The organism is Pseudomonas putida (assembly GCF_002906855.1).
Classification (GTDB): domain Bacteria; phylum Pseudomonadota; class Gammaproteobacteria; order Pseudomonadales; family Pseudomonadaceae; genus Aquipseudomonas; species Aquipseudomonas putida_N.
The window spans coordinates 1887392-1900057 of the sequence record NZ_MINI01000028.1 but is presented as its reverse complement, the minus strand read 5'-3'; the positions used below and the strand labels follow the sequence as shown (position 1 = coordinate 1900057).

Genomic DNA, 12666 nt, shown 5'->3' with positions numbered 1-12666 from the left:
GTATGGGAAACTTACTTTCCTCACAGGAATGCAATGTACTTGCCAACTCTGCTCAAGGGTGATGGCGTTGTGTGGCCAGTGCCGGCCTCTTCGCGGGGCAAGCCCGCTCCTACCAGAGACGCGTACCCCTGTAGGAGCGGGCTTGCCCCGCGAAGAGGCCGGCACAGGCAGCACAAGACTCAGCCGGGTTTTTCTTCTCCATTTATGGGAAACTTGTTTTCACCTGAGGAAAGAAGCAGCCAACGCAGCTGCCTTTCGCACTTTCCCAGTGCGAAATCTTTATTCTTGAACTGAAACCGTGCAGGACATTCGATGCCAACCGAAACCGAACCGCGCCTTCGCCTGGAGCAGTACCTGGGCCTGCAGATCAAGCGCCAGCGCCAGGCCCAGTCGCTCAAGCTCGCCGATGTGGCGCGCATCGCCGGCATCAGCCAGGGCATGCTGAGCAAGATCGAGAACGCTCAGGTGTCAACCAGCCTCGATACCCTCAGCCGCCTGTGCGATGTGCTGGGCATGCCGATGGCCAAGCTGTTCAGCCAGTACGACCAGCCTGATGGCAATGCCTTGCTGGTCAAGGCCGGTGAAGGGCTGGAGGTGGTGCGCCGCGGCACCGAGAAGGGCCATACCTACCATTTGCTCAATCACGCCAGGGGGCCGAAGAAGAACTTCGAGGCGTACATGGTGACCATGGACGACGCCAGCGAGGAATTCCCGACCTTCGCCCACCCAGGCACCGAGTTTCTCCATCTGCTGGAGGGGGAACTGGTCTATCGCCACGGCAACCAGCTCTATCGCATGCAGGCCGGCGACAGCCTGACCTTCGATGGCGAAACCCCGCACGGCCCTGAGCAGCTGGTACAGGTGCCGATCCGCCTGCTGTCGATCATGAATTACGGTGAGGAATAACAAGGCGCTACAAGGCAACAGTCGATGTCGCGATCAGACAAGCACACGTCGCCAGCAATCGGCTTCCAAACCGTGTCTATAAAAATAATACACACATCGACCAGCCCCGCGCCGTGGGCTGATCGGTGTGGTATTCGCGAGTAAAACAGCCTCGCTTCACAATTCCAACGCTGTGGCGCCTTTTTGCACCGGGCAGTTCGTCCGGGCTCATAACGATAAAACCCCCAGTATTAGAGACCTGCGCCGCGCCAATCGGGAGTGTTTGCGCGCGCCACATTGTGAAGACTTGACTGCCATGATCGCGACTTCAATCCCCGTAGCCGGTGCTGCCACCGGCCACCGTAACGCCCTGTGCGTTGCCCACATCGCCGCTGTGCTGTTCGGCCTGACCGGTATCCTCGGTCACCTGATCGACGCCGACGCCAGCATCATCACCTTCGGCCGCGCCACCTTCGCCTTCATCGCCCTGGGCTTCGTCGCCGGGCTCAAGGGCACCCGCCTGCTCGATGCGCTGACCCTGCGCAACCTGCCGGTGCTGGGCCTGACCGGCGCCCTGCTGGCGACCCACTGGGTGACCTTCTTCATCGCCGTCAAAGTTGGCGGCGTGGCCGTGGCCACCCTGGGCTTTGCCAGCTTCCCGGCCTTCATCGCCATGATCGAGCGCGGCGTGTTCGGCCAGCGCATCGGTGCCGTCCAAGGTTTGCTGCTGTTGATGGTGACCGCAGGCCTGGTGCTGGTAGTGCCAACCTTCGATTTGCTCGACAAAGGGACCGTGGGCCTGCTCTGGGGCCTGGGTTCAGGCCTGGCGTTCGCCCTGTTGACCGTGACCAACCGCCGCAACCAGTCGAACATGAACGCCATGCAAGTGGCCTTCTGGCAGAACGTGGTGGTTGCCGCGCTGGTGGCGCCGTTCGCCTTCACCCACCTGGGCAACACCAGCCTGGGCAGCAATGACTGGATCAACCTGGCACTGCTGGGGGTGTTCTGCACCGGGCTGTCGCAGTTCCTGTTCGTCAAGAGCCTGGAAGGGCTGGAAGCGCGGACTGCCGGCATGATCATCGCGCTAGAGCCGGTGTACGCGATTATCGGGGCGTGGTGGTTGTTTGGTGACCAGCCAACGCTGCGCATGGCTGCCGGTGCTGCACTGATCGTGCTGGCGACCATTCTGGCAGCGGCGCGCAAGGCACCGGCCGAGCAAGGCGATACCAGCCGCTGCGCGCATTGACCTGATTGAACGCGAGCGACTGTGGGAGCCGCGCCCACAGACAAAACGTCGCTCAAGTGCCTTCGGGGAGAAGGCTCCGGTCGAACATGAATACCCGCTCCCCCTGCGGCGTGTACTGATACAACTGCTGCGGCCGGCCCAGCCTGGGCTGGTTCTTCTCCCCGGTGTCCCTCACCCACCCCAGCTCGCGCAAGCGCTCCAGGCGCTTGCGCAGCGAGGTGTTGTTAACCGACTGCCCCAGGCACGCCTGCACCGCCCCCAGCGCATCGAGCACGGTGAACTTCTGCGCCAGCAGGTACAGCGGCAGGCTGCTGTACACCGTCTTCGAAGCCAACCGCTCGCGCGCACGCTCGACCAGCAGGTTATGGTCAAACGGCAGCAGCACCTTGCGGTCAATCACGCTGTCGAGGTCGAAAAACGCCAGCTGCTCTCCTTCAATCTGCTGCTGCGGGTCGAGCAATGCCAGGTAGAAGGTACTCAACGACCACCCACGCGGGTCGCGGAAGGCGTTGCCTTCGGTACCCACCTGTTCGAGGTAGCGCGGCTGCACCAAGGCTTTCTCGCGCAGGGCGCGTTCGGCAGCGCCCTCCAGGCTGGTATCCGGGGTGCGGCCATTGACGATCACGCCGGGCAAGGCCCACTGGCCGACATGGGGCTCGCGCTCACGACGGTGCAACAACACTTGCAGATGCTGGGCATCAGGGGCCAGGCGCAGGGCGACGATATCGACACTGGCCAGGACTTCGACTGTACTCACCGGAGACTCCTTGTTCATCGACACAATAATCCACCAGAGCCTCTAAGTATGGCAACCCACAAGCCCGTAGAAATTGCCACTTGACGCACTTATTACACCAGGTGAATTATATAGCCATTCCAGCGAGGAGACCCTCCATGAAGATCGCCAGTTTCGATGTCGACGCGCAGAACGGCTTCACCGCCAACGCCCCTCAGGAGCTACCGGTGCCGGAAGGCAACGAGATCGCCCCAGACCTCAACGCCATGGCCCTGCGCGCCGACCTGCGCCTGGGTAGCAAGGACGCCCACCCGGCCAACGCGACCTGGGTGGTGGCCGAACCCGGCCAGATGCTGCAGCCACTGACCCTGGCCAATGCCGACCTGACCTGGGTCAGCCACTGCGTACCCGGTACCCCCGGCTTCGAACTGCTGCCCGGCCTGCCCGCCCCGATCGACTACGACTACTTCGTCTGGAAAGGCGTCGAACCCGACCTGCACCCTTACGGCGCCTGCTACCACGATCTCGCCGAGCGCCGTTCCACCGGGGTCATCGAATTTCTCAAGGTGCAACAGGTCGGCGCCGTGATCGTCGGCGGCTTGGCCCTGGATTACTGCGTCAAGACGACCGCCCGGCAATTGCGCCAGGCCGGCTTCCAGGTACTGCTGTACCTGCCGGCCTGCCGAGCCCTGACCCAGGAAGGTGCCATCAGCGCCTGCGGTGCGCTGGCCGCCGAAGGCGTGATCCTGTGTGGCGATGAATCCGCACTCGACTACCAGCTTTCTCTGATCAAGGAAGACCGCCCATGAGCGAAAGCGTTTTCGGCCCACGGATCATCCAGAACCTGCTGGACACTGACTTCTACAAGATCACCATGATGCAGGCGGTGCTGCACAACTACCCCAACGCCGAGGTGGAGTGGGAATTCCGCTGCCGCAACAATGAAGACCTCTCCCCTTACCTGGCAGAGATCCGCTACCAGATCGAGCAGCTGAGCGAAGTTACCGTCACCCACGACCAGCTGGCCTACCTGGAAAAGATCCCGTTCCTCAAGCCGGACTTCATCCGCTTTCTCAGCCTGTTCCGCTTCAACCTGCGCTATGTGCAGGTCGGCCTGGACGCCGCCGGGCAGCTGGCAATCCGCGTGCGTGGGCCTTGGCTGCATGTGATCCTCTATGAGATCCCGTTGCTGGCGATCATCAGCGAGGTGCGCAACCGCTACCGCTATCGCGACGTGGTGATCGAACAGGTGGGCGAGCGCCTTTACCAGAAAATGGACTGGCTCAAGGCCGAGGCCAGTGCCGACGAGCTGGCCGGTTTCCAGCTGGCCGACTTCGGTACGCGGCGGCGGTTTTCCTACCGGGTGCAGGAAGAAGTGGTGTACCTGCTCAAGCACGACTTCCCAGGCCGCTTCGTCGGCACCAGCAACGTGCACCTGGCACGCGAACTCGAACTCAAGCCGCTCGGCACCATGGCCCACGAATGGTTCATGGCGCACCAGCAACTCGGCCCACGGCTGGTCGACAGCCAGGCCGCCGCGCTGGAAGGCTGGGTGCGCGAGTACCGTGGCTTGCTGGGCATCGCCTTGACCGACTGCATCACCATGGACGCCTTCCTGGGTGATTTCGACCTGTACTTCGCCAAGCTGTTCGACGGCCTGCGCCACGACTCAGGGGACCCACTGGTATGGGCGGAAAAAGCCATCGCCCACTATGAACGGCTGGGGATCGACCCGAAGGGCAAGACGCTGATCTTCTCCGACGGCCTGGATTTCGCCAAGGCACTGGGCCTGTACCGGGCGTTGCACAAGCGGATCAACGTGAGTTTCGGTATTGGTACCCGGCTGACTTGCGACATCCCAGGGGTGGAGCCGATGAACATCGTGATCAAGATGACCGACTGCAATGGCGCGCCCGTGGCAAAAATCTCCGACAGCCCAGGCAAGACCCAATGTCGGGACGAGAACTTCGTGGCCTACATGAAGCATGTATTCAAGGTGAATTGACCCCGCCTGGGCAGGCACATGGACGCGTCGAAAAAGCACCGTTTTGCTTACCCATTGCCTGCATCGAAGCTAAGGCGCTGTTCTGTCTGCTTGTGCTTTTTCGCTCACCATTCGAGAGCGAAAAACACAGCTGATAGCACCTTGCCGTGCGCCTTGGCACTGCTTAAATGAGTTCGCTATCCAAGCCTCTTCGGGCCTCTGCATAGTGGATTGCAGGCGCGCCCGCGCCTGCGAAAGGAAACTGCCTCACACACAACGCCCCGACAATCAGCACCGGTCGATCGGTCACTGTTCAAGGAGAAGTGTCATGGATGCACTGAAGAAACAGTTTTTCCCGTTCACCCTCAACCCCCTGTCGAACGTCGTCAGCATCGCCGCACTCGGCAGCGTCCCCGCGGCACTGCGGGCGTCCAACGACCTGCCTATCGATCAGCAACTGGCAGATGCCTTCAATGCCAACAACGATGTGATGGCCTACGTGCTCGGCATCAGCAACACCCAACTGCCGACCATCACCCCTGCTCCCACCTGGTACAGTACGTTCCAGACTGCATTCAGCAACGCCCAGATCCACGCCAACGCCTGGTACGGGATTTCCGCGAACCTGGTCAGCATCCCTAACGCCATTGCCGGCTATGGCATTGCCTTCAACGTCAGCATGTCGACGATCAACTCGCTGATCGGCGTACTTCAGAACGACCCAGGCAATACCCAGGCCATCAACGCGCTCAAACAGCAGTTCAACGGGCTGATTTCGCAACTTCGCGCGTTCAGCCAAAGCGCCGTGTCGGTGCACCAGTCGATCACCGACTACTCCAACAACCTGATCCAGGACAGCCAGATACTGTCCAAGGCTGTCAGCGACTCCACCCAGCAGCAGCAGGTCAACCGCGATCAGGTCAAGCAGTATCAGGCCAAGATCGAAGAAATGCGCAAGCAGATCAAGACCTGGCAAGTGGTGGAAACGGCTTCGGCCATTGGTGCTGGTGTGGCGTTCTTCGCCGGCGCTGTCATTGCGATCTTCAGCCTCGGGTTCGGCCTGGCCTTCGGCATCGTCGGCGCAGCGGCGGGGATCGCGACCATGGTCGCCGCCGAGATCAAGATCAAGACCCTGCGCAGCGAGATCGAAGCCGATACTTCGCGCATGAACGCAGTGACCCAGCAATCCGCCAGCCTGGCGGCACTGAATGATCAACTGAACAAGCTGATCGAACTGTCCCAGGCTGCGGGTTCGCTGATCGGCCTGCTATTGAAGGTGTGGGAAGAACTTGAAGGTGAACTGAATACGGTTCTGACCGACCTCAACCAGTGCAAGGGCAATGTCGACACCCTCAACCTGCCCGAGCTGCAGCGCAACCTGAACCTGGCCAACCAGGACTGGCAGACACTGGTCGGGCTGTGCAACAGCGTAGCGTCGATCAAGTACAACCAGGCCACACCGGCCAAGGCCAACATCCAGTAGCCCGCTTGCCCGCCCCTGCTGCCGGCAGCAGGGGCGGGTTACGTGGCCTCGGTCACTGGACCCAGGCACAGTTCCAAGAACCGCGCAGCCGCCCGCGACGGCGTGGCGGCATGGGGCAAGAGGATGGAAAACCGCCGCACCAACGGTTCAGGCGCAATTCTCAGTTGCTGCAACACACCATCTTCATGGCGGATCGACATGGCCGACACAAAGCCAATCCCCATCCCGGCCCGCACCGCCTCCTTCACCCCTTCCACCCCGGCGATCTCCAGCGCCACGCGCATGGTCACGCCATGCCGGGCAAATGCCCGCTCGACGATCTGGCGCACCCCCGAGCCCCCCTCACGCAGCACCAACGGGTAAGCCCCCAACGCCTGCAAGCCTTGCTGCTCAGCACCCGCCAATGGATGGCCGCGCGGCACGATGGCCACGATCTCGTCCTCGCGCCACGCCGTCACTTCAGTACCCAGTGGCAGCTCCTGCCCGGGCGGGCCTTCGATCAGGGCGATATCGACGCTGTCCAGCGCTGCGACGATTTCCGCCGTATTGCCGTGGGACGTGCTCACCAGTACCTCCGGATAACGGCCATGGAAATCGGCGATCAGGTACGGCAACAGGTAGCTGGCCGGCGTGGTACTGGCGCCGATGCGCAAGGTGCCGCGCTCCAGGCCGCGCATGGCCTCGCACAAGGCCTGGGCCTGGCGAAACGTGTCCCGCAGGCGCTGGGCATGGGCCAGCAGTTGCTCGCCAGCCGCCGTCAGGCGCACGCCACGGCCGGCACGCTGGTACAGGGGCTCGCCAAAGTCCTCCTGCAGCAACTTGAGCTGGCCGGACACCGCCGGTTGCGACAGATGCAGGGCCAGGGCCGCATGGCTGATGTTGCCGTGCTCGGCTACGGTGGCGAAGGTTATCAGCTGTTCTGGGGTCATCCATTCAAAGTATCAGCTAAACGGATATTTGCCATCCTAAATTACGATTTTTTATAAGCTTATAACCAGATTAACGTAAGCCATGTCGAAACACTTTCCCGGAGGACTCACATGGCCACGGCAACTTCCAACCCTGCGTTGGCGCCTACCCTCTCTACCCGAGGGCGGCTCAACGGCATCCTGTTCGTCGCGCTGTTCGCCCTTGCCGTCACCCAGCTGGCAGCCCTGCCCGCCATCGCCAGCCTGGGCATCAGCCCGCTGATCGTCGGTATCGTCGCCGGTGCCTTGTATGGCAACGCCTTGCGCGATGGCGTGCCGGCTAGCTGGGCGGCCGGTATCAACTTCTCGGCCCGCGGCCTGCTGCGCATCGCCGTGGCCTTCTTCGGCCTGCGCGTAAGCCTGCAGGAGATCGCCGAAGTCGGCTGGTCCGGTTTGACCGTATCGCTGCTGGTGGTGACCAGCACCTTGCTGATCGGCCTGTGGTGTGGCACCAAGCTGTTCAAGCTGGACCGCGACACCGCCCTGCTCACCGCGGCCGGCAGTGCGATCTGTGGCGCCGCCGCCGTGCTGGCCTTCGAATCGGCGCTGCGCAGCGCCCCGCACAAGAGCGCCATGGCGGTGGGCAGCGTGGTGCTGTTCGGCACCCTGTCGATGTTCCTCTACCCGCTGGCGATCAATGCCGGCTGGCTGCCCCTGGACACGATGGGTGCCGGCCTGTTCCTCGGCGGTACCATTCACGAAGTGGCGCAGGTGGTGGGCGCGGCCAGCAACGTCAGCCCCGAAGCCACGCACATTGCCACCATCGTCAAGATGACCCGGGTGATGCTGCTGGTGCCGGTGCTGCTGGTGGTCGGCCTGTGGATCAGCCGTTCGCGCCAGCCGGGCCAGGCCCAAGGCAATGGCCGCATCGCCATGCCCTGGTTCGCCTTCGGCTTCCTCGCCCTGGTGCTGGTGAACTCGCTGCAGGTGCTGCCAGGTAGCGTGACCCAGACGATCAATAGCCTGGACACCTTCGCCCTGACCATGGCCATGACAGCGCTGGGCATGGAAACCCGCTGGGGCCAGATCCGCCAGGCCGGGCCCAAGGCGCTGATCACCGGGGCGATCCTCAACCTGTGGCTGGTGGGTGGCGGCATGGCGATCACTCTGGGTGTGCAACGCCTTTTAGGTTGACGTGCAAGGATCGGTATGGTGTTGTCTTGCAAGGATGTTTTTACCTGCACAGGAACGACTTAGATGCCTCAACGCCATGTCATCAATGCATCCGTCAGCCCCAAAGGCAGCCTGGAGACGCTGTCGCAACGTGAAGTCCAGCAACTGAGTGAAGTCGGTACCGGTAGCCTCTACACCTTGTTCCGCCAGTGCGCCCTGGCCATTCTCAATACCGGCGCCCATGTCGACAACGCCAAGACCATTCTCGAGGCGTACAAGGACTTCGAAGTCCGCATTCACCAGCAAGACCGCGGCGTGCGCCTGGAGCTGCTTAACGCTCCAGCCGACGCCTTCGTCGATGGCGAAATGATCGCCAGCACCCGCGAGATGCTGTTCAGCGCCCTGCGCGACATCGTCTACACCGAAAGCGAGCTGGCCAGCCAGCGCATCGACCTGGAAAGCTCCCAGGGCATCACCGACTATGTCTTCCACCTGCTGCGCAACGCCCGCACCCTGCGCCCTGGCGTGGAGCCGAAGATGGTGGTGTGCTGGGGCGGCCACTCGATCAGCAGCGAGGAGTACCAGTACACCAAGAAGGTCGGCCACGAACTGGGCCTGCGCAAGCTGGACATCTGCACCGGCTGCGGCCCAGGCGTGATGAAGGGCCCGATGAAGGGCGCGACCATTGCCCATGCCAAGCAGCGCATGCACGGCAGCCGCTACCTGGGCCTGACCGAACCGGGCATCATCGCCGCCGAGGCGCCGAACCCGATCGTCAACGAACTGGTGATCCTGCCAGACATCGAGAAGCGTCTGGAGGCCTTCGTCCGTGTCGGCCACGGCATCATCATCTTCCCCGGCGGCGCCGGTACTGCCGAGGAATTCCTCTATCTGCTCGGCATCCTCATGCACCCGGACAACCAGGCCCTGCCCTTCCCGGTGGTGCTCACCGGGCCGCGCAGCGCCGAACCGTTCCTGCAGCAGCTGCATGCGTTCGTCGGCGCTACCCTTGGCGAAGCGGCGCAGCGCCACTACCAGATCATCATCGATGACCCGGCCGAAGTGGCCCGGCACATGGTCGAGGGGCTCAAGGAGGTCAAGCAGTTCCGCCGCGAGCGCAACGACGCCTTCCACTTCAACTGGCTGCTGAAGATCGACGGCGGCTTCCAGCACCCGTTCGACCCGACCCACGCCAACATGGCCGAACTGGCCTTGCGCCGCGATTTGCCAGCACATGAACTGGCAGCCAATTTGCGCCGGGCGTTTTCCGGGATCGTCGCGGGCAACGTGAAGGACAAGGGGATCCGGCTGATCGAGGAGCACGGGCCGTATCAGATCCGCGGTGATGCGGCGGTGCTGGAGCCGCTGGGGCGCCTGTTGCAGGCGTTTGTCGACCAGCACCGGATGAAATTGCCAGGTGGCGCAGCGTATGTGCCTTGCTATCAGGTTGTGACCTGAGATCGCGGGGCCGCTTTGCGGCCCCCTGCTATTTCACCGGACTGACCAAGGTCCGGTCCACCAGGCGAATGCTGTCACGCCCACCCCGCTTGGACTGGTACAACGCCACATCTCCCTGCTCGATCAACGCCGCCAGGCTGGCCGGCGGCTGGTCGAACAGGTTGGCGCCGATACTCAACGTCACCGCCTGCGGGGTCGGCATCGCCTCCCGGGCAAACTGCTGGAACTGATCGCGCAGCTGGCTGCCCATTTCCACCACCTTCTCGCTGCCGGCGTCGCTGAGCAGGATCACGAACTCGTCACCGCCCAGCCGCGCGGCCAACGACCGCTCCGGCAGCACGGCGCGGATCATCTCGCTCAACGCGATAAGCAGGCGGTCACCCGCCGCATGGCCATGCAGGTCGTTGACCAGCTTGAAGTTGTCGATATCGATCAGCAACAGCGCCCCAGGCTGGGCCGGGGTGACCGCCTTGAACAGGTGCGCGGCCCGCACTTCCAGGGCACGGCGGTTGTACAACGCAGTCAGCGGGTCGCGGGCAGCCAGCCGGGCAATCCGCTCTTCACGGCGATAACGCACGGTGCCGGTCATCGACAGTGCGATCAGCATGATCGCCATTGCCCCTTCGACCAGGGAAACCTGAATGATCAGGCCGCCGAAGGTCGCCAGGTCGATCAGCGAGCCCGGCATCACCGCCACGATCGCCTTGGCCACATAGAACAGCCCATGGAGCAGCAGCACGTACCGCAACTGCACCGCCCCTACGCTCAGCGACTTGCCATGGGGGCGCAGCAGGTAGCTGGCCTTGAGCGTGAGCAACGCCACCAGCAGCGAGTTGACCATCAGCATCACTTTCGACCACTGCGGCCCCACGGGCAGCAGCAACAAGCCGAACCATACCAGTACGATCAGCAGCCACGCCCGTGACAGCCGGACCTGGGTGAAACGCACCACACCCAGCAGAAAGAACGCGTGGGCGACCACCAGCAAGCCGTTGGCGAACCAGATGCCGATCAGCAGCAGGCCGATCCCGCGCAGCAAAGCCAGGGTCGAACCGACCGTGATGGTGGCGAACCCGGCGCTCCAGAACAGCAGCGAAGGTTCGCGGACACTGCGCCACTCGATCGCCAGGTACAGGGCCGCCGCAGCGGCCAGGGCGATGGTGATCGTCAGCATCGTGGGTGGATCAAGCGCCATAGACGGATTGGCCTGTCTGGTTAACATGGAAAAGGCGTGATTGTATGCGCTTGAGATGACTTTTCAGAGGGGCGAAGCGTCGCGTTGCACGCAAATGAATGCATCCATTCAACGTTCGACACGCTCCGTGCTCTTCCCTGCCTTTTGAAAAAACGCACTCACGCCTGGCTCTCCACCGGGTTACCAGGAGGATGATAGCCTTTTGCCCAACAACGAGCCGAAGCTCAGAGCACCCGCTTGATCAACGGCTCCAGCCGGCTATAGCGCAGGCGCCGCAAAAACTTGCGCACTTCCTTGGGATGTTCGGCCTTCTCGCCCAGTTCATCCGCCGTGCCGATCTGCGGCGCATGCCGGCGAATGCCCTCCAGTTCCACCGCCCGTGGCACCAGCCACTGCCCGTGCGGGTCATCGATCAGCAGCCCGTTCTCCAGGTCGAGGTTGAACCCGCGCGGGTTGAGGTTGTTGCCGGTCAGCAGCGAATAGCGCTGGTCGACCCACACCCCCTTGGCATGGAAGGTATGGCCGGCATCGTTCCAGATCCGAATCTGCAACTGGCCGCTGGCAATGGCGGCATGCCGCCGCCGGGCGAAGGCGCGCAGGTTGTCCTCGTACAGGTAGGGCAAGGCGCCACTGGCACTGAACGGCTCGCCCGGGGCGATATAGAAGTCGTTGGCGGTGCGATGGCCGACAATCAGCTCGATACGCACACCCCGGTCCAGGGCATGGTCGATCTCGCGCATCACCACCCGTGGCGGGTTGAAATACGGCGTACTGATGATGATCTGCGCACGCGCCGCCGCCAGCAACGCGCACAAGGTGCGGTTGAGCGGGTTGCCACGGCCGACGCCGAGCAGCGGGATCACCCGCAGTCCCTGCCCTGCCATGGCGGCGGGTGCTTCATAGGCCATGCGCCGCAGGCGCGCGCGCAGGCGCCGGATGTCACCGCGCAGGCTGCGAGTAGCGGGTGGCGCGGGCAGGTCCAGGCGCGGCGTTGCAGTGTGGTGCAACAGGCGCCGGACCAGGTCGACCATGGCGTCGGCCAGGGCCGGTGACTGGAACAGGTGGTAACGGTCCAGCCGGTAACGGTCGAAGCGGTGGAGATAGACGTTGTTCAAGCTGGCGCCGGTGTAGATCACGCAATCGTCGATCACGCTGCCCTTCAGGTGCAGCACGCCGAACAGCTCGCGGGTCTGCACCGGCACGCCATGGATCACCACGTCGAGCCCACGCAACTGGCGCTGGGCCTGGTACCAGGCCGCGTTGCCCGGCTGGCGCCCGGCCCCCAGCAGGCCACGGCGGGCACGGAACCAGTCGACCACGATGACGATTTCCAGGCTCGGCCGCTCGGCCTTGGCCTGGTACAGGGCGTCCAGCACCTCTTGGCCGGCCTCGTCCTCCTGCAGGTACAAGGCGACGATGACGATACGCCGGGTCGCGGTGGCGATACGTTCGAGCAGGCAGGTACGGTAGGCCGCGGCATCGGGCAATACCTGGATCGCCTCAGGGGCGATGGCGAAACCTGGCAGCGCCGCCAGCATGGATTCGGGATTCACGTACGATCACCTTCTTATTCTGCGATCAGGTCCATTCCTGGCCGT

At 63.1% G+C, this 12666-nt stretch carries 11 protein-coding genes; 7 read left to right on the top strand and 4 right to left on the bottom strand.

Annotated features, from left to right (window positions below; translation table 11 throughout):
- Positions 1-312 precede the first annotated feature (312 nt).
- The gene (locus BGP85_RS09240) at positions 313-906 is read left to right on the top strand and encodes a helix-turn-helix domain-containing protein (protein WP_103446879.1); all 594 of its coding nucleotides are present in this window, start codon (positions 313-315) and stop codon (positions 904-906) included.
- 295 nt (positions 907-1201) lie between these two features.
- Positions 1202-2131 carry a DMT family transporter gene (locus BGP85_RS09235; protein ID WP_103446878.1) on the top strand — a complete coding sequence of 310 codons (930 nt, stop codon included), beginning with the start codon at positions 1202-1204 and terminating at the stop codon, positions 2129-2131.
- Between the two features lie 52 nt (positions 2132-2183).
- On the opposite strand, the gene BGP85_RS09230 is transcribed toward BGP85_RS09235, so the two are convergent.
- Entirely contained in the window at positions 2184-2888 is a 705-nt protein-coding gene (locus BGP85_RS09230) for an NrtR DNA-binding winged helix domain-containing protein (RefSeq protein ID WP_103446877.1), read from the bottom strand.
- Positions 2889-3025: 137 nt separating this feature from the next.
- Between BGP85_RS09230 and BGP85_RS09225 the strand changes: the two genes are divergently transcribed.
- The 3 genes from BGP85_RS09225 (at position 3026) to BGP85_RS09215 (ending at position 6334) form a co-directional block, all read left to right on the top strand.
- The gene (locus tag BGP85_RS09225; RefSeq protein WP_103446876.1) at positions 3026-3676 is read left to right on the top strand and encodes a nicotinamidase; all 651 of its coding nucleotides are present in this window, start codon (positions 3026-3028) and stop codon (positions 3674-3676) included.
- Positions 3673-4872, top strand: coding sequence for a nicotinate phosphoribosyltransferase (gene pncB, locus BGP85_RS09220; protein ID WP_103446875.1), 1200 nt, complete (start codon positions 3673-3675; stop codon positions 4870-4872). The genes BGP85_RS09225 and pncB overlap by 4 nt, the downstream gene beginning before the upstream one ends.
- 307 nt (positions 4873-5179) lie before the next feature.
- The gene (locus BGP85_RS09215; RefSeq protein WP_103446874.1) at positions 5180-6334 is read left to right on the top strand and encodes an HBL/NHE enterotoxin family protein; all 1155 of its coding nucleotides are present in this window, start codon (positions 5180-5182) and stop codon (positions 6332-6334) included.
- A 38-nt stretch (positions 6335-6372) separates the two neighbouring features.
- Here BGP85_RS09215 and BGP85_RS09210 read toward each other — a convergent pair whose 3' ends face one another.
- Positions 6373-7263, bottom strand: coding sequence for a LysR family transcriptional regulator (locus tag BGP85_RS09210; RefSeq protein WP_103446873.1), 891 nt, complete (start codon positions 7261-7263; stop codon positions 6373-6375).
- A 111-nt stretch (positions 7264-7374) separates the two neighbouring features.
- Between BGP85_RS09210 and BGP85_RS09205 the strand changes: the two genes are divergently transcribed.
- Entirely contained in the window at positions 7375-8436 is a 1062-nt protein-coding gene (locus BGP85_RS09205; RefSeq protein ID WP_103446872.1) for a YeiH family protein, read from the top strand.
- A gap of 63 nt (positions 8437-8499) precedes the next feature.
- Positions 8500-9873, top strand: coding sequence for a nucleotide 5'-monophosphate nucleosidase PpnN (ppnN, locus tag BGP85_RS09200; protein WP_060513345.1), 1374 nt, complete (start codon positions 8500-8502; stop codon positions 9871-9873).
- Positions 9874-9901: 28 nt separating this feature from the next.
- Here the strand turns inward: ppnN and BGP85_RS09195 are convergent, their stop codons facing one another.
- Positions 9902-11047: a GGDEF domain-containing protein gene (locus tag BGP85_RS09195; protein WP_258035848.1), complete on the bottom strand. Its 1146-nt coding sequence runs from the start codon at positions 11045-11047 to the stop codon at positions 9902-9904.
- A gap of 245 nt (positions 11048-11292) precedes the next feature.
- Positions 11293-12621 carry a CDP-diacylglycerol--serine O-phosphatidyltransferase gene (gene pssA, locus BGP85_RS09190; protein ID WP_103446870.1) on the bottom strand — a complete coding sequence of 443 codons (1329 nt, stop codon included), beginning with the start codon at positions 12619-12621 and terminating at the stop codon, positions 11293-11295.
- Positions 12622-12666: the final 45 nt, after the last annotated feature.

Excerpts from the sequence above, each read along its gene's own strand:
- BGP85_RS09240 (WP_103446879.1), top strand. The coding sequence starts at position 313 with ATGCCAACCGAAACCGAACCGCGCCTTCGCCTGGAGCAGTACCTGGGC.
- BGP85_RS09235 (WP_103446878.1), top strand. The coding sequence starts at position 1,202 with ATGATCGCGACTTCAATCCCCGTAGCCGGTGCTGCCACCGGCCACCGT.
- BGP85_RS09225 (WP_103446876.1), top strand. The coding sequence starts at position 3,026 with ATGAAGATCGCCAGTTTCGATGTCGACGCGCAGAACGGCTTCACCGCC.
- pncB (WP_103446875.1), top strand. The coding sequence starts at position 3,673 with ATGAGCGAAAGCGTTTTCGGCCCACGGATCATCCAGAACCTGCTGGAC.
- BGP85_RS09215 (WP_103446874.1), top strand. The coding sequence starts at position 5,180 with ATGGATGCACTGAAGAAACAGTTTTTCCCGTTCACCCTCAACCCCCTG.
- BGP85_RS09210 (WP_103446873.1), bottom strand. The coding sequence starts at position 7,263 with ATGACCCCAGAACAGCTGATAACCTTCGCCACCGTAGCCGAGCACGGC.
- BGP85_RS09205 (WP_103446872.1), top strand. The coding sequence starts at position 7,375 with ATGGCCACGGCAACTTCCAACCCTGCGTTGGCGCCTACCCTCTCTACC.
- ppnN (WP_060513345.1), top strand. The coding sequence starts at position 8,500 with ATGCCTCAACGCCATGTCATCAATGCATCCGTCAGCCCCAAAGGCAGC.
- BGP85_RS09195 (WP_258035848.1), bottom strand. The coding sequence starts at position 11,047 with ATGCTGACGATCACCATCGCCCTGGCCGCTGCGGCGGCCCTGTACCTG.